At 69.4% G+C, this 16,722-nt stretch carries 12 protein-coding genes and 2 tRNA genes; 11 read left to right on the top strand and 3 right to left on the bottom strand.

The features are described from left to right. The first annotated feature begins 523 nt into the window (after positions 1–523). The 10 genes from dnaN to ACH54P_RS29325 all read left to right on the top strand — a co-directional run bounded on the left by dnaN (position 524) and on the right by ACH54P_RS29325 (position 10,753). Positions 524–1,657 carry a DNA polymerase III subunit beta gene (gene dnaN / locus ACH54P_RS29370; RefSeq protein WP_093945781.1) on the top strand — a complete coding sequence of 378 codons (1,134 nt, stop codon included), beginning with the start codon at positions 524–526 and terminating at the stop codon, positions 1,655–1,657. 33 nt (positions 1,658–1,690) lie between these two features. Beyond that, positions 1,691–2,581 (top strand): phosphogluconate dehydrogenase (NAD(+)-dependent, decarboxylating), encoded by an 891-nt coding sequence (gene gnd / locus ACH54P_RS29365; RefSeq protein ID WP_489906572.1) that lies wholly within the window; start codon positions 1,691–1,693, stop codon positions 2,579–2,581. Positions 2,582–2,591: 10 nt separating this feature from the next. Next, positions 2,592–3,746 carry a DNA replication/repair protein RecF gene (recF, locus tag ACH54P_RS29360; RefSeq protein WP_489906571.1) on the top strand — a complete coding sequence of 385 codons (1,155 nt, stop codon included), beginning with the start codon at positions 2,592–2,594 and terminating at the stop codon, positions 3,744–3,746. A gap of 274 nt (positions 3,747–4,020) precedes the next feature. After that, positions 4,021–4,497, top strand: a complete 477-nt coding sequence (locus tag ACH54P_RS29355) for a DciA family protein (RefSeq protein ID WP_489916690.1) — start codon at positions 4,021–4,023, stop codon at positions 4,495–4,497. Positions 4,498–4,694: 197 nt separating this feature from the next. Further along, complete coding sequence (gyrB, locus tag ACH54P_RS29350) at positions 4,695–6,662, top strand: DNA topoisomerase (ATP-hydrolyzing) subunit B (protein WP_489906570.1); 1,968 nt, start codon at positions 4,695–4,697, stop codon at positions 6,660–6,662. Between the two features lie 49 nt (positions 6,663–6,711). After that, entirely contained in the window at positions 6,712–9,249 is a 2,538-nt protein-coding gene (gyrA, locus tag ACH54P_RS29345) for a DNA gyrase subunit A (RefSeq protein ID WP_489906569.1), read from the top strand. Positions 9,250–9,297: 48 nt separating this feature from the next. After that, positions 9,298–9,966, top strand: a complete 669-nt coding sequence (locus tag ACH54P_RS29340; protein WP_489906568.1) for a DUF3566 domain-containing protein — start codon at positions 9,298–9,300, stop codon at positions 9,964–9,966. 49 nt (positions 9,967–10,015) lie between these two features. Next, positions 10,016–10,089: transfer RNA gene (locus ACH54P_RS29335), tRNA-Ile, on the top strand. A 393-nt stretch (positions 10,090–10,482) separates the two neighbouring features. Further along, complete coding sequence (locus ACH54P_RS29330) at positions 10,483–10,650, top strand: DLW-39 family protein (protein ID WP_020642567.1); 168 nt, start codon at positions 10,483–10,485, stop codon at positions 10,648–10,650. A gap of 30 nt (positions 10,651–10,680) precedes the next feature. Beyond that, positions 10,681–10,753: transfer RNA gene (locus ACH54P_RS29325), tRNA-Ala, on the top strand. Between the two features lie 181 nt (positions 10,754–10,934). Here the strand turns inward: ACH54P_RS29325 and ACH54P_RS29320 are convergent. Then, the gene (locus ACH54P_RS29320) at positions 10,935–12,503 is read right to left on the bottom strand and encodes a hypothetical protein (protein ID WP_489906567.1); all 1,569 of its coding nucleotides are present in this window, start codon (positions 12,501–12,503) and stop codon (positions 10,935–10,937) included. 48 nt (positions 12,504–12,551) lie between these two features. On the opposite strand from ACH54P_RS29320, the gene lipB reads away from it, so the two are divergent. After that, on the top strand, positions 12,552–13,187 hold the full coding sequence (gene lipB, locus ACH54P_RS29315; RefSeq protein WP_489906566.1) for a lipoyl(octanoyl) transferase LipB: 636 nt from the start codon (positions 12,552–12,554) through the stop codon (positions 13,185–13,187). Here the strand turns inward: lipB and ACH54P_RS29310 are convergent. Beyond that, positions 13,171–14,562, bottom strand: a complete 1,392-nt coding sequence (locus ACH54P_RS29310; protein ID WP_489906565.1) for an alpha/beta fold hydrolase — start codon at positions 14,560–14,562, stop codon at positions 13,171–13,173. The two genes, lipB and ACH54P_RS29310, sit on opposite strands and share 17 nt — an antisense overlap. Before the next feature lie 57 nt (positions 14,563–14,619). Continuing rightward, a complete protein-coding gene (locus ACH54P_RS29305; RefSeq protein WP_489906564.1) occupies positions 14,620–16,581 on the bottom strand; it encodes a DUF6541 family protein in 1,962 nt (653 codons plus the stop codon). Positions 16,582–16,722 lie beyond the last annotated feature (141 nt).

The following is a 16,722-nucleotide window of genomic DNA, read 5'->3' as shown; positions in this document are numbered from 1 at the left end:
ACTCGGTAGGGCGATTCGGACCGCCCCGAGCACCCCCAGAGCCTGGGTACAGATCGCCGCACACCTGGGGACAACCGTGGGGACAACTGGGGACAGCTGTGGACGGATCGGGGGTCGCCCGAAACCATCCACGGACGGCCCGAGTTGTCCCCAGGTCTGCCACCACGGTTCTCCACACGCCCGCAAGCCCTCCGACCTGCGCGAACGACCTCAATCCACACAATCCACAACGCCTATTACTGCTACTGCCTTTAGATCTCTTCTAAGAGAGAAAAAGATAAAAACAGGCGGAGGACGAAGTTGGGGACAGTCGCGAGATCGTGTCGTCAAGTCGACAAAGTCAAGGGGAGGCCGAGGTGACGGCGGCCCCCGCGACGGCCTAACGTGGACGCCTGCACCTGGTCCGTGCTCCGGCCGCTCAACGCGGAGGGCGGACCGGCCGGACGAGGCAGCCGGTCACTGCCCAGCCAGAACGAGGCCTGGCCCGAGCCGACCCCGGCTCGGTCGTCGAAAGGATGCGCGCATGAAGATCCGCGTCGAGCGTGACGGGCTCGCCGACGCCGTCGCGTGGGTGGCCAGAAGCCTCCCCTCCCGGCCTCCGGTGCCGGTACTGGGCGGTGTCCTCCTCGACGCCGGTTCGGACGGCGACACCGACGCGCTGACGGTTTCGGGCTTCGACTACGAGGTTTCGGCCACGGTCGGCGTTCCGGCGACGATCGCCGACGGCGGCCGCCTGCTGGTGTCCGGCAGGCTCCTCGCCGACATCACCAAGGCGCTCCCCGCGCAGCCGGTCGAGATCTCCGTCGACGGCTCGCGCGCCACCATCACCTGCGGCAGCGCGCGCTTCTCCCTGCCGACCATGCCGGTCGAGGACTACCCGCAGCTGCCGTCCCAGCCCGCCTTCGCCGGCGAGCTCGCCGGCGACGCGTTCGGCCAGGCCGTCACCCAGGTCGTCGTCGCCGCGGGCAAGGACGACACGCTGCCGATGCTCACCGGCATGCGGCTCGAGATCTCCGGCAGCTCGCTGACCCTCGTCGCGACGGACCGGTTCCGGCTCGCCATGCGCGAGTTCACCTGGCAGCCGGCCGAGGGCCTCGCCGACGCCGCGGTGCTCGTCCCGGCCCGCACCCTCGCGGAGGCGGCCAAGACCCTCGGCGCGAGCGGCGCCACGATCCGCCTCGCCCTCGCCAGCGGCGAAGGCCTGCTCGGCCTGTCCGGTTCCGGGCGCTACACGACGACCCGGCTGCTCGACGCCGAGTTCCCGCCGTACCGCCAGTTGCTGCCCGCGTCGCACACCTCACGCGCGGTCATCGACGTGTCCGCTCTCACCGAGTCCATCAAGCGCGTTTCGCTGGTGGCGGAGCGGGGGACTCAGGTACGACTGGAGTTCGGGGACAACACGCTGCGGTTGTCCGCGGGCGGCGACGACGAGGGAAGCGCCGAAGAGGAGCTTCAGGTCGAGTACGAAGGTGAGCCGGTGACCATCGCGTTCAACCCGGGTTATCTCGTCGACGGCCTCGGCGCGCTCCACAGCGACCGGGCGGAGCTGACGTTCACCACGCCGAACCGGCCGGCGCTGATCAAGCCCGCCGACCCCGAGGGCAACGTCGTCCCCGGCTACCTCTACCTCCTGATGCCGGTCCGCCTTCCGGGCTGACCCGCAACTTTCGTTAGCACGTAAGGGGATCTCATGGTTCAGCTCGGTCTGATCGGCCTGGGCAAGATGGGCTTCAACATGCGTGAGCGGCTGCGCGCGGCCGGTCACGAAGTGGTCGGCTACGACCGCAACCCGGACGTCACCGACACGACCTCGCTCGAAGACCTGGTGTCCAAACTGGACGCGCCGCGGATCGTGTGGATCATGGTCCCGGCCGGCGAGCCGACCCGCCAGACCGTCACCGAGCTGGGCAACCTGCTCGCCGAGGGCGACATGGTGATCGACGGTGGCAACTCCAAGTACACCGACGACAAGCTGAACGCGGATCTGCTCGCGGCGAAGAACATCGGGTACCTGGACTGCGGCGTGTCCGGTGGCGTGTGGGGCAAGGAGAACGGCTACGGCCTGATGGTCGGCGGCGCGGCCGCCGACGTCGAGCGCGCGATGCCGATCTTCGACGCGCTGCGCCCGGACGGCCCGCGCGAGGAGGGTTTCTCGCACGCGGGCGACGTCGGCGCGGGCCACTACGCGAAGATGATCCACAACGGCATCGAGTACGGCATGATGCAGGCGTTCGCGGAGGGCTTCGAACTCCTCGAAGCGGCCAAGGTCGTCAAGGACGTGCCCGCGGTGATCAAGGGCTGGCAGCGCGGCACCGTCGTCCGGTCCTGGCTGCTCGACCTGCTCGTGCGCGCGCTCGACGAGGACCCGGAGCTGGACGACCTCGAAGGCTACGTCGAGGACTCCGGCGAAGGCCGTTGGACGCTGGAAGAGGCGATCAACAACGCGGTGCCGGCGCCGGTCATCTCGGCCGCGCTGTTCGCGCGGTTCGCCTCGCGGCAGGAGCACTCGGCCGCGATGCGCGCGGTCGCCGCGTTGCGCAACCAGTTCGGCGGGCACGCCGTGAAGAAGGCCGGCGGGTAAGGAGCACCTGGTGTATCTGCGGCACCTGCAGGTCACCGACTTCCGCTCCTGGCCACAGGCCGATCTCGCCCTCGAACCGGGGCCGACCGTGCTGGTCGGCCAGAACGGTCGCGGCAAGACCAACCTGCTGGAGGCGATCGGGTACGTCGCGACGCTCGGTTCGCACCGCGTCGCGACGGACGCGCCGCTCATCCGGCACGGGTGCGAGCGCGCGCTCGTCCGGGTCGCGGTGGTCAACGACGACCGCGAACTGACGGTCGAACTCGAGATCACCGCGGGTCGAGCGAACCGCGCCCGGGTGAACCGCGGCGCGGTCGGCCGGCCGCGGGACGTGCTCGGGATCCTGCGCACGGTGCTGTTCTCCCCGGAGGACCTGGCGCTCGTGCGGGGTGACCCTGGCGAGCGACGCCGGTTCCTCGACGAACTGCTCGTGCTGCGCGCGCCCCGGTACGCCGGGGTCCGGGCCGACTACGAGAAGGTGCTGAAGCAGCGCAACGCCCTGTTGAAGACGGCGGGCAAGCGACGCACCGGCCGTGAAGACCCGTACGCGCTTTCGACGCTCGAAGTCTGGGACGACCACCTCGCGGTGGCGGGCGCGGAGCTGCTGGCCGCGCGCCTGAACCTCGTCGCGGACCTCGCGCCGTACGCGGCTTCGGCGTACATGGGGGTGGCGCCGGACTCTCGCCCGGCGAAGATCTCCTACCGGTCGTCGCTGGGTGCGGCCATGCCGGAAACGTACGGCGTACCGGACGGCGAGCGGGCGCAACCCGCTGTCCTCAAGGACGTCTTACTGAAGGCGCTCGGAGAGGCTCGCAAGGCCGAGCTCGAGCGCGGGATCAGCCTGGTCGGCCCGCACCGGGACGAGCTGGAGCTGATCCTGGGCGAAGCGCCGGCCAAGGGGTACGCGAGTCACGGGGAGTCGTGGTCGTTCGCGCTCGCCCTCCGGCTCGGCAGCTACGAGCTGCTGCGCGGGGAGGCCGGCGAGCCGGTGCTGCTGCTCGACGACGTGTTCGCCGAGCTGGACCGCAAGCGCCGGGCCCGGCTGGCCGAGGTGGCCGCGAGCGCCGAACAGGTGCTGGTGACCGCCGCGGTCGACGAAGACGTGCCCGGTGAGCTGGCCGGGCACCGGTTCGTGGTGGCGGATGGTGAGATCACGCGTGGCTGAGCAGGGCGGACCGGGGGCGGCAAGATCGAATCGAGCACCCCGTGTGATCGCCGACACAGCAGTTACCCACCGATCTGGGGACAAACCTGTGGACAGTGTGGATAAACCCGTGCCCGAGTTATCGCCCGGCGTGACCAAAACGCCGAAACGGACGCTTGACGCCCCTCGCACGGGGGGTAACCCAGCCGGGGACGCGGCCGCGCGCACGCAAAGTGACGAATCCACTGGTCCGAACGGGACCCCGCAGACGGGACGCGACCTCGCGCACGCCGCGCTGGAGGCCGCGAAGGCCAAGGCGAAGGAGCGGGGCACGCCGCCCGGGTACCGCCGCCGGGTCGCCGGTGGCGGGGGGCAGAACCCCCGGCGCCGCCGCTGGTCGGGGCCGGGTGCGGACCCCCGCGACCCCCAGCCGCTCGGCCGGCTCGTCTCCCGGCTGGTCAGTGACCGCGGCTGGCACGACAGCGTCTCGAGCGCCCGGGTCTTCGCGCAGTGGGGGCGGCTGGTCGGCGAAGACGTCGCCGAACACGCGCAGCCGGTGGCCCTCAAGGACGGCGAGCTCACGGTCCGCGCCAGCTCGACGGCGTGGGCCACCCAGCTGCGCCTCCTGCAGGGAAAACTGCTGGCCAAGATCGCGGCGGGCGTCGGCAACGGCGTCGTCAAGCGGATGCGGATCCAGGGTCCGACGGCCCCGAGCTGGCGGAAAGGGCCCCGGCACGTGCCGGGCCGCGGCCCCCGTGACACGTACGGCTGACCCGGGTTGCGCGTTGCTCGGTTGAATGCCCCGAGAACGCATTCAGACCTCCCGAAATACGTCAAGACTCGGCTCGGACCGATTTCGTCCGTCTGCGACGCGCTCAGGGGTGTCCTTGCCGCATGCCAGCAGACGCGGCCAAGTACACTGGGAGGGAGCGAACGTCCGCTCGGGCGAGACGAGGAGAAACAAGGCCTGTGACCGAGAACAAGAGCGAGTACAACGCGTCGTCGATCACGGTGCTCGAAGGCCTCGAAGCGGTCCGCAAGCGCCCCGGCATGTACATCGGTTCCACCGGTGAACGCGGGCTGCACCACCTTGTCCAGGAGGTCGTCGACAACTCGGTCGACGAGGCGATGGCCGGGCACGCCACCAAGGTCGAGGTTACCCTCCTCGCCGACGGCGGGGTGCGAGTCGTCGACGACGGCCGTGGCATCCCGGTCGACATGCACCCCAAGGAGAAGAAGCCGACCCTCGAGGTCGTGCTCACCGTGCTCCACGCGGGCGGCAAGTTCGACAGCGACTCCTACGCGGTGTCCGGCGGCCTGCACGGCGTCGGCGTCTCCGTGGTGAACGCGCTGTCGACGAAGCTGCTCGCCGAGGTCAAGTACGGCGGCCGCAGCTGGCGCCAGGAGTACACGAACCAGATCCCCGGTCCGCTCGAGGACCTCGGGCCCGCCTCGGAGACCGGCACCACGATCACCTTCTGGGCCGACTCGGGCATCTTCGAGACCACGACCTACAACTTCGAGAACATCTCGCGCCGGCTCCAGGAGATGGCGTTCCTCAACAAGGGACTGACGCTGTCGCTGCGCGACGAGCGCGTCGCCGACGAGGAGACCGAGGCGGACGCCGAGGGCAAGGTCGCGCGGATCAAGGAGAAGACCTACTGCTACCCGGGTGGGCTCGAGGACTTCGTCAAGCACATCAACGGCAGCAAGGACCCGATCCACTCCAGCGTGATCTCCTTCGAGGCGAAGGGCACCGGCCTCGAGGTCGAGGTCGCGATGCAGTGGAACAACGGCTTCACGCCGTCGGTCTACACGTTCGCCAACACGATCAACACCCACGAGGGCGGCACCCACGAAGAGGGCTTCCGCGCCGCGCTGACCCGCGTCGTCAACACGTACGCGCGCGACAAGAAGCTGCTCAAGGAGAAGGACACCAACCTGACCGGTGACGACGTGCGCGAGGGTCTCGCCGCGATCGTCTCGATCAAGCTGTCCGAGCCGCAGTTCGAGGGCCAGACCAAGACCAAGCTGGGCAACAGCGAGGCCAAGACGTTCGTGCAGCAGACGTCGAACGAGTGGCTGGCGGACTGGTTCGAGCGCAACCCCACCGAGGCGAAGACGATCATCAACAAGTCGATCTCCTCGGCGCAGGCCCGGATGGCCGCGCGCAAGGCGCGTGACCTGGTCCGCCGCAAGGGTGCGCTCGACATCGGCGGCCTGCCCGGCAAGCTCAAGGACTGCCGCTCCACCAAGCCGGAGGAGTGCGAGCTCTACATCGTCGAGGGTGACTCGGCCGGCGGCTCGGCCAAGGAGGGCCGGGACTCGATGTACCAGGCGATCCTGCCGATCCGCGGCAAGATCATCAACGTCGAGAAGGCCCGCATCGACCGCGTCCTCAAGAACACCGAGGTCCAGTCGCTGATCACCGCGCTCGGCACCGGCATCCACGACGAGTTCGACCTCGAGAAGCTGCGGTACCACAAGATCGTGCTGATGGCCGACGCCGACGTCGACGGCCAGCACATCACCACGCTGCTGCTCACCCTGCTGTTCCGGTTCATGACGCCGCTGATCGAGCACGGCCACGTCTTCCTGTCGCGGCCGCCGCTGTACAAGATCAAGTGGCCGCGGTCCGAGCCGGAGTACGCGTACTCCGACCGCGAGCGCGACGCCGTCATCCAGGCGGGTGTCGAGGCCGGCAAGAAGCTCCCGAAGGACGACGCGATCCAGCGCTACAAGGGTCTCGGCGAGATGAACGCCGAAGAGCTGTGGGAGACCACGATGGACCCGGCCAACCGGCTGCTGGGCCAGGTCACCCTCGACGACGCCGCCCAGGCCGACGAGCTGTTCTCGGTCCTGATGGGCGAGGACGTCGAGGCCCGCCGCTCGTTCATCACGCGCAACGCCAAGGACGTGCGCTTCCTGGACGTGTAGGCGTCCCCGTTCTTCGTCCCGCTAGGACCCCGCACCCGAGAAGGACCTCATGACGGAAACTCTGCCGCCGGCTCCGGACCACGACCGGATCGAGCCGGTCGACATCCAGCAGGAGATGCAGCGCTCCTACATCGACTACGCGATGAGCGTCATCGTGTCGCGCGCGCTGCCGGACGTCCGGGACGGGCTCAAGCCGGTGCACCGGCGGGTCCTGTACTCGATGTTCGACTCCGGCTTCCGGCCGGACCGCGGGTACAACAAGTGCTCGCGCGTCGTCGGCGACGTCATGGGCAACTACCACCCGCACGGCGACTCGGCGATCTACGACGCGCTGGTGCGGCTCGCGCAGCCGTGGTCGATGCGGTACCCGCTGATCGACGGGCAGGGCAACTTCGGCTCGCCGGGCAACGACCCCGCGGCCGCCATGCGGTACACGGAGTCCCGGCTCGCGCCGCTGGCCATGCAGATGCTGGCCGACATCGAAGAAGACACCGTCGACTTCTCCGACAACTACGACGGCCGGACGCAGGAGCCTGACGTCCTGCCGTCGCGGTTCCCGAACCTGCTGGTCAACGGTGGTTCCGGGATCGCGGTCGGGATGGCGACGAACATCCCGCCGCACAACCTGCGCGAGGTCTCCGAGGGCGTCGTCTGGGCGCTGGAGAACCCCGAGGCGACCGACGACGAGCTGCTGGCCGCGCTGCTGGTGCGGATCAAGGGCCCGGACTTCCCGACCAAGGCGATGATCCTCGGCACGTCCGGCATCGAGGACGCCTACCGCACCGGCCGCGGCTCGGTCCGGATGCGCGCGGTCGTCGAGGTCGAAGAGGACGCGAAGGGCCGCACGATCCTGGTCGTGTCCGAGCTGCCGTACCAGGTCAACCCGGACAACCTGGTCGAGAACATCGCGAACCTGGTCCGCGACGGCAAGCTCACCGGCATCTCCGACATCGCCGACGAGTCCAACAGCCGCTCCGGCATGCGGATCGTCGTCACGATCAAGCGGGACGCGGTCGCGAAGGTCGTGCTGAACAACCTGTTCAAGCACACCCAGTTGCAGCAGAACTTCGGCGTCAACATGCTGGCGCTGGTCGACGGCGTGCCGCGCACGCTGCGGCTTGACCAGATCATCCGCCACTACGTGAAGCACCAGGTCGAGGTCATCGTCCGGCGGACCAAGTTCCGCCTGAAGAAGGCCGAAGAGCGGGCCCACATCCTGCGTGGGTACGTCAAGGCGCTCGACATGCTCGACGAGGTCATCGCCCTCATCCGGCGGTCGCCGTCCGCGGACGAGGCCCGGCCGGCCCTGATGGAGCTGCTGGACGTCGACGAGATCCAGGCGACCGCGATCCTGGACATGCAGCTGCGCCGCCTCGCCGCCCTGGAGCGGCAGCGGATCATCGACCAGCTGGCCGAGATCGAGCTCGAGATCGCCGACCTGAAGGACATCCTCGACAAGCCGGAGCGGCAGCGCGCGCTGATCCGCGACGAGCTGATGGCGATCGTCGACAAGTACGGCGACGACCGCCGCACGAAGATCATCGGCTTCAGCGGCGACGTCACCGACGAGGAGCTCATCGCCGTCGAGGACGTCGTCGTCACGATCACCCGCACGGGCTACGCCAAGCGCACGAAGACCGACCTGTACCGCTCGCAGAAGCGCGGCGGCAAGGGCGTGCAGGGCGCGACGCTGAAGCAGGACGACATCGTCCAGCACTTCTTCGTCTGCTCGACGCACGACTGGATCCTGTTCTTCACGAACAAGGGTCGCGTCTACCGGACCAAGGCGTACGAGCTGCCCGAGGCCAACCGCAACGCGCGCGGCCAGCACGTGGCGAACCTCATGGCGTTCCAGCCGGACGAGCAGATCGCCCAGGTCATCGAGATCAAGAACTACGAGGTCGCGCCGTACCTGGTGCTCGCCACCAAGCGCGGCCTGGTGAAGAAGACCAAGCTCACCGACTTCGACTCGAACCGCTCCGGCGGCCTCATCGCCATCAACCTGCGCGAGGGCGACGAGCTGGTCGGCGCGGTCCTGGCGGCGGCGGAGGACGACCTGCTGCTGGTGTCCGCGGAAGGCCAGTCGATCCGCTTCCACGCGACGGACGAGGCGCTGCGGCCGATGGGCCGTCCCACCTCCGGCGTCCTCGGCATGCGGTTCAACGACGGCGACGAGCTGCTCGGCGTCAGCGTGGTCAAGCCGGACAAGTTCCTGCTGGTCGCGACCGACGGCGGCTACTCGAAGCGCACCCCGATCGAGGACTACCCGGTCCAGGGCCGCGGCGGCAAGGGCGTGCTCACCATTCAGCACGACCGCAAACGTGGCAGGCTGGTGGGTGCGCTCATCGTCGACGCCGAGGACGAGCTCTACGCGATCACCTCGAGCGGCGGCGTGATCCGCACGCCGGCGCGCGACGTGCGCAAGGCGGGACGGCAGACGAAGGGGGTCCGGCTGATGAATCTCGGCGAAGGAACCACTCTTCTCGCCGTCGCACGCAACGCGGACGAGCCCTCGGACGTCGCCAATGGTGACGCGCCGGAAGCACCCGAAACGGGTGAAGAGACGACGGCGCCGTCGGAGCAGTAAGTTCAACTACGGACAGCGCCCCACGGCACGGGTAAGGACTGACTCTTCGTGACACCATCCGAGAACCCCGAGGCAGCGGGCTCGAACGGAACCCCGGCGAGCCCACCGTGGCAGCGGGTCGGCAAGGAAGGCGACGCCGAAGCGACGGTCGGCCTGGCCACGGACGAGGCCCCGGCCGGGGAAACCCAGCCGGTCTCCCCGGACCAGCGCACGGTGGTGACGGGAACCGCCGCCCCCCGCCTCTTCGGCGGCGGCGACTCCCCGTCAGCCGCCGACCCGTCGGCGGCAGCCGTCCCCGCGGCATCCACGCAGCGCGCCCGCCCGAGCGCCCTACGGCGCCCGGGCCGGGGCCCACGCCGAGCCTCCCTGCAGGTCAAGCGCTTCGACCCGTGGTCGGTCCTGAAGCTGTCGCTGGTCCTCGGCGTCGCGATGTTCTTCGTCTGGCTGGTAGCGGTCGGCGTCCTGTACACGGTCCTCGACGGCATGGGCGTCTGGGACAAGCTGAACGGAACGTACTCGTCCCTGGTCGGCGGCGAAGGCGCCAACGCATCGGCAGAACCGCTGATCAGCGCCGGCCGGGTGTTCGGCATCGCAGCCATCCTCGGGGCGATCAACATCGTCCTGGTGTCGGCCCTGGCCACGGTGAGCGCGTTCATCTACAACGTGTCAGCCGACCTCGCGGGCGGCCTCGAGGTGACCCTGTCGGAACGGGAGTAACCCGGTTGCAGGGCCCCCTCGGGGGTCCTGTAAAGTTCTCCTCGTTCAAGGGCCTATAGCTCAGGCGGTTAGAGCGCTTCGCTGATAACGAAGAGGTCCCAGGTTCAAGTCCTGGTAGGCCCACCGAAATCCCCGGTTCAGTGAACCGGGGATTTTTCGTTTTCGACGCCTGACCCTGAGATCCCGGATACAGGTCAGCCCTGCCGGGAAGAGAATGAACCGGCAGGGCTGAGCGGTCGCAGCCGGCGCGCGCCACGGTCGCCTCTCGGCGAAATGGCTCTTCGTGGCTCCAGCCGGACGGAACTCCGCGAAGGCGATGGGTGAGGCCCGGGGGACACGGTGGGCACACCGACCAGTGGGTACAACAGGACGACCGGGGCCGGTATTTCCCGCTGGGTGTGACGTGCGTTACCTGCGCAATCGTGGTTCCACGTGGAACCACGGTGCCCGACACCCGGCCGGCGGCGGTGCAGTAACATCGCGGGGTAAGGGAAGCAAGCTGAGAAGGGGGCTTCGGTGAAGAAGCTGCTGGCACTCGCGGTCATCGCGGGCGGCGTCCTGTTCGTCGTGAAGCGCAACAAGGCGGCCAAGGCCGAAGCCGACCTGTGGCGTGAGGCGACCGCGCCGGTCCCCTCGAGCAACGGCACGACGCCGGCCAAGCCGGCGGGTGCGTCCCACAACTGAGTTTCCGCGGGCGGTCCGCCGCCCGCGCCCGGGGCTGTAGCTCAATTGGTAGAGCACCGCCTTTGCAAGGCGGGGGTCAGGGGTTCGATTCCCCTCAGCTCCACACCGCCAGGGATGTGACAAAGCCCAGGTCAGCGGCATTCCGCTGACCTGGGCTTTGTCGTATCAGGCGGCCGTGGTGCCCGTCGTGTCCTCACCCCGCCGGCGAGCGCGTTTGCCCTGCGGACGCAGGCGTGCGGACTCGATGTCGCGGTTCATCGCGTCGGCGATCGTGGCGGCGGTTGTCAGGTGGGTTTGCGGACGAGGCCGGTGTAGGCGGCGATGGCGAGCGTGGCGAGACCCCAGAGGAGGGCTTGGAGTGCCCAGAGGATGACGGTGAAGGTTTGACCCCAGCCGGTGGCGGTGTCGAGGTCGCAGCGGGTGCGGATGCCTGTCGCGCCGAGGGGGAGACCGCGGTCGATGCCGAGGCCGACGAGTTCGACGGGTGAGCAGGGTGTGCCGGGGGCGTCGGGTTTCGCGGTGGCAGGTGGGACGCGTTCGGCGGCGTGGTGGCCGGGGTGGGTGGCGACGTGCCCAGCGAGCAGTCCGAGTCCGGCGGCGAGGGTGAGGACGACGGCGAGAGCGGTGACGAGGCGGTGGGCGCGGTAGCCGTAGCGGCCGAGCCAGCCCCAGAGCGCATGTCGCGCGCGTGCGAGTCCGTTGCCCAGAGCCTGAGGGGTGCGGCGGCGGAGGTCGTGTTGCTGGGTGATCAGCACTTCACGGGCGTTGTTGTCGTGGCCGGCGGCGCGCTCGGTCGCGGCGAGCTGCTGGAAGGGTTGAGGCCAGTAGCTGGGGGTGTGGTGGACCAGCAGGTGCAGCCATTGCCGCCAGGAGATTGCGCCCAGGATGGGGTAGGTCAATCCGTGGGCTGTGATGGTGCGGTCACGGTCAGGGCAGCCACGGCGGCTCATCCCCTCCCTGCTGGCCGAGCACACCACCGCCGGCGGGAACACGAACGCCCCGGCGATCTGCGCCTCCTGCAGCGCCAAGAGCGGACCTGAGCTGTTGTCCAGCCTGGACAGCAGCAGCACAGCTTGGCCGTCGATATGAGCGCCGAGCAGCCGGATCGCGCCGAGCTCTCCAGTGCCGGTGATGGTGGCGTCCCGCATGAACAGGCTGCGATCGGCGCGGAGGCGGTCGGCGACCAGTGAGGGGCCAGTGGGGTTGGCGATGGTGGCACGACTGAGATCGAGTGAGCCGCCGATGTGGGCGCCGATCAGCCGGATCGCGCCTTCTTCTCCGGTGCCGGTGATGGTGGCGTCCCGCATGAACAGGCTGCTGTCCGTGCGAAGCCCTTCGGCGTCCAGTGCAGGGCGAGTGGTGCTGGCGATGGTGGCACGATCGAAGTCGAGTGAGCCGCCGATGTGGGCGTTGAGCAACCGGATCGTGGCGAGTTCTTCGGTGCCGGTGATTTTGGCGTCCCGCATCAACAGGTTGCTGTCCGTGCGGAACCCGTCGCCCCGCAGGTGGGTGAGCAGGCAGCTATTCAGGTACAGGTAGCGAAGGCGCGCGTGACGGCAAGTGATGCCGTCCGGCAGCGCACATCGGTACAAGTACAGACCGGTGACGGCGGTGACGTGATCGAGGTCGAGCTGTCCGACAACCCGCACACGCGTTATCTGGATCCCGCGGGGGTCGAGGTCACCGTGCAGGCCGCGGAGCAGATCGCGGAGCAGGTCGGCTCGTACCTGCAGTTCGGGGTCGTCGGTGGCCGCCAGTTCTTCCACCGTCATCGTAGTGGCGGGTTTGGTGAATTCCCCGCGGCGGGCGGCGTCGACTACCTGTTGCTCAAGCTCGGTCAAGTCGGTCAGCACGGGTTCGATTCTCCTCAGCTCCACCCAAACCCGGGCTAACCTGGGTTGATGGGATGGCCCATCAAGCGAGTCGACCTCGGCGAAGTCGGCTATCACGAAGCCCTCGCCGACATGCGTGGCTGGGTTGAGGAACGGCAGCAAGGCCTCGCCGAAGATCGGCTTTTCCTCCTCAGTCACCCGCCGATCGTCACCTACGGACCGCGCACCAAACCCGGGGACCTCCCTGCCGATCTCCCCGCCGTCCAGGTCGATCGCGGCGGATTCGCCACCTACCACGGGCCCGGGCAGCTCGTCGGCTACCTCGTCGTCGACGTCAAAGCCCGCGGGCCCGTCGACATCGTGCGGTGGCTCGAACACGGCCTGATCGACGCCCTCGCGGAGCTCGGTTTCCCCGCCACCAGAAGGGAAACGCCGAAAGGGCAGTCCAGTCTCGCCGGCGTCTGGACGCCGGACCACCGCAAGGTCGCCTCCATCGGCATGCGGATCCGGAAGGGCGTCACCAGCCACGGCTTCGCGCTCAACGTCGACCCCGACATGGCGGCCTTCCGCCACTTCACCGCCTGCGGCCTCGCCGACGTCACGATGGTGTCCCTCGCCGAACTCGCTGCCGAGCAGCGACGAGGGACACCGACCGACGCCGAGGTGCGGGACGCCGTTTTCGCGAGCCTTACCGCAGGAAGCTGATCACCGCGTCGCGGCCGGCGTGGCCGCGCTCGCGGTTCTGGATCGAGTGCGACTCGCCCGGCACAATCACCAACTTCCCCTGCGGGGCAACGCGATCCTCTTCATAGGCCCACTCCATCGGCGTCGACAGATCGCGGTCGCCGTTGAGCAGCAACACCGGCACGTCCGGCAGCGACGCAGCGGGGTTCGACCCCGGCTGTTCCGCCGGCCACGGCAGGCAGCTCTGGATGAAACCCTGCTGTGTCGCCACTTCCGTCGTGTACGGCCAGGTCGCCGACGCCGGCAGGGCGCGCGCGGCCAACGACAACAGCGGCTGCCGCAGCGCGACCGGCGTCGCCGACGAACCCCACGGGAAACGCTGGTCCGCGCACAGCGTCGCCGCGTGCAGACCCGAGCTGAACGCCGCCGGGTCGTCGCCGCCGGACGCGTAGCCCTTCAGCAGCTGGTCCAGTTGATCCGGCGCACCCAGCCGGGCCGCGTGCAGGGCGCCGATGATGTCGCCCGCCTCCGGGTTGCGGTACGTCGGGTCGACGAACTCGTACGTGACGATCGTGTCGAAGATCTTCACGCCGTCGGCCGTGCTGCGGTGGCGGACCACCCACGCCAGGTCCTCGGCCGGGTCGTAACCGCACGCCGGTGCCACCGCGCACGCCGCGCGCAGCACGCGGGCTTCGGCCGTCAACCCCGTCAGGTACAGCGACGCCGACGCCGTGGCGTGGTGCGGCAGCACCGAATCGAGCACGACCTTGCTGACGTTGTGCGGGTGCGCGATCGCGTACCGCGCCGCCGTGAACGAGCCGTACGAGACGCCGTCGACCACCATCTTCGGCACGCCCAGCGCGCGCCGGAGCTGGTCGAAGTCCGCGACGGTCTGGTCCGTCGAGTACAGCGGTGCCGTGTCGCCGAGGATGCGCGCGCACTCGGTGACCGCGTCCCGGGTGGGGGTCGCGATGTCCGAACTGCCCATCTGCTCCTGCAGACCCGGACACCGCAGAGCCCCCGACGGCCCGGTGCCGCGCTGGTCGAGCATGACGAACCGGTAGTCCTTGGCGACTTCCGGCAGCCGTTGCGTGGCGATCCGCGTGATCGAGCCGACGCCGCCCTGCCCGGGCCCGCCGGTGAGGAACAGCAGTACGCCCTTCGGCGCGGTCACGTTGTCGGCGGTCGCGACGGACAGGTCGAGCGTGCCCCGCACGCGACCGGTGTGGTCGAGCGGCACGGTCAACGTCGAGCAGGTGAAACCCGGTTGTCCCGGGCACGGGTGCGGGTCCGTCAGCTTCGGTCGTCCCCCAGGACGCGCGTCGGCCGCGGCCACACCCCCGAGTGCGGCGGTCAGCGCCAGGACCAGCCCGGCGGTCAGCATCTTCGAACGCATGGATGCATCATGGCCACACCGGCCCGCGCGCGGCATACCCCCGAACGGCGACAGTTCTCAGTCGGCCGATTTGTCGCAGGCCGTGACGCGGTACAGCTTGAACGTGCCGCCCTGGTCGATCTGGCGGAAGCCCTTCGCCGGGTCGGGGTAGGCCAAACCGTCCCACAGGTTGCCGCGTGGGATGTCGTTGGTCAGCAGGTAGCGGACGTTGAGGCGGTCGACGATGCCGCAGACCTGCGGGTCGGTCGCCGCCTGGTTCAGGTGGCGGGCCAGGTAGATCTGGTCCGGGGTCAGCCTGCCGATGTTGAGCTGCGGGAACAGCACCTGCCGGCGGGTCAGCGCCATCACCACCGGGCTGCCGTTGTACGGCATCTGGGCGACGATCGTGCCGGGCTCGGTCCGCTGACCGATCCGCTTGAACAGGTCGTACTCCTCCTGGCTGACGAGCGGATCGACCTTCGGGTAGGCGCTCAGCACCCGGTTGCGGTGGTCGATGACGTTCAGCCCACCGGTCGACACCAGCAGCAGGACGATCACCACGGGAAGCGCGACGGCGGACGCCCGCGTGGCCAGCGTCCGGCGCTGCTCGAGGAAGCTCGCCGAGGAAAGCCACGTCCGGATCGCCGTGACCACGGCGATCACGCCGATCACCGCGAGCGGGACGCCGGTGATCGGCAGCATGGCGGCGAGCCGGTGCGAGTCGGTGTACCAGAACCCGGTGAACATCCGGCGGCCCGCGCCCGGCACGCCCGCGGCCAGCACGTAGAGGCCGGCGGAGATGGCGTGCCCGGCCACCAGCCAGCGCCGGAAGCGCTGCCGGAAGCACGAGACGGCGCCGATGATCACGAGCACGGCCAGCACCCAGCCCGCGCCCCGGCCGTTCGTCGCGCCGGTCAGCACCTCGCCGATCGCGTGCGACGGCGACTCGAACGGCTTCGAGTCCGCGCTCATGGTCACCGCGAACAGCCCGGACTTGACGACGACCAGCCAGTACACGGGCGCGGCCAGCACGATCGGCGCGGCCATCAGCGCGGCACCCGCCCGCCGCCCGGCGCGGTACCGCCGGATCGCGGCCCTGCCGAAGCCGAGGAACACGATCGGCACGGCGATGGCCGCCAGGCTGATCACCGCGTTCGGGTGGGCGATGGTGACGGCCACCAGGAACACCGGCGCGAGCAGCCACGCCCGGCCGACGCCGATGGCGTCCTCGGTGGCCAGCTTCGCCACGGACAGCAGCGTGGCCAGCCCGGCCGGGATGAGCGAGAGGCCCAGCAGGTTCGGCCAGAGGATGCCCCAGCCGAGCATTTCCCAGGGGAACGCGCCGAAGGCGACGCTGAGCAGGCCGGTGAGCCCCAGGTACAGCCGCGACGGCCCGGCGAGCTGGCGCATCAGCAGGACGCAGCCCAGCGGCCAGACGACCAAGGCGATGGTGACCGACAGGATGTTCGCCGCCGCCGGCACCGAGCTTCCGGTGATCATGAGGAACAGCGAGCAGAGGTCGTGCCAGGCGGCCGGGTAGAAGCCGTGGGCGCGGCCCGGCACCCCGAGGGTGTCGATCATCAGCGTGGACGCGTCGCCGGTGTTGAGGATGTTCGCGATGGCGTTGTAGTGGAACGACGAGTCGTCGGTCTGGATCAGCTCTTCGGGACCGCGGATCGACAGCCGCACCGCGAGCGCACCCAGCAGCGCGGCGCCGGCGAGGCCGGCCACCGAAGCCCCGACGACCGGCCAGCCGTCCGCGGGCGCCGGCGAAGGCAAGCGCTTGCGCAGGGGAACGACGACCGCGGCGAGCACCGCGGCCAGCCCGGCGAAGACGAGCAGCACGTACAGCGGTGACCACGCGATGCCGAGCTTCGACCCGGCGATGGCCGCCACGACCACCACGGCCACCACGACGACCGGCGCGAGCGCGACAGCCGTCAGCCGGCGCAGGCCGAGCAGGTACGTGACCGGCAGCCCCGGCAAGATCAGCAGCAACCCGCACAGCAGCACCCTCGGCACCGCGTCCAGCCACGTCATCGTCGAACTCCCCGTTTTCGGACACACCTGCACGTGTTTCGGAAGGCACCTGCAGGCGGATGAGCGGGCCGGTTCGGCAGGCCGCTGCGGATCACCCCACGCGGACCCCCGCGCGGACGCCCGGGATCCTATCCCACCGGC

This window comes from Amycolatopsis sp. N2S4-7 (assembly GCF_058119595.1).
Note: the sequence above shows the minus strand (reverse complement) of the source record. Positions and strands in the feature narration are given on the sequence as shown.

Excerpts from the sequence above, each read along its gene's own strand:
- dnaN (WP_093945781.1), top strand. The coding sequence starts at position 524 with ATGAAGATCCGCGTCGAGCGTGACGGGCTCGCCGACGCCGTCGCGTGG.
- ACH54P_RS29305 (WP_489906564.1), bottom strand. The coding sequence starts at position 16,581 with ATGACGTGGCTGGACGCGGTGCCGAGGGTGCTGCTGTGCGGGTTGCTG.
- ACH54P_RS29310 (WP_489906565.1), bottom strand. The coding sequence starts at position 14,562 with ATGCGTTCGAAGATGCTGACCGCCGGGCTGGTCCTGGCGCTGACCGCC.
- lipB (WP_489906566.1), top strand. The coding sequence starts at position 12,552 with ATGGGATGGCCCATCAAGCGAGTCGACCTCGGCGAAGTCGGCTATCAC.
- gyrA (WP_489906569.1), top strand. The coding sequence starts at position 6,712 with ATGACGGAAACTCTGCCGCCGGCTCCGGACCACGACCGGATCGAGCCG.
- gnd (WP_489906572.1), top strand. The coding sequence starts at position 1,691 with ATGGTTCAGCTCGGTCTGATCGGCCTGGGCAAGATGGGCTTCAACATG.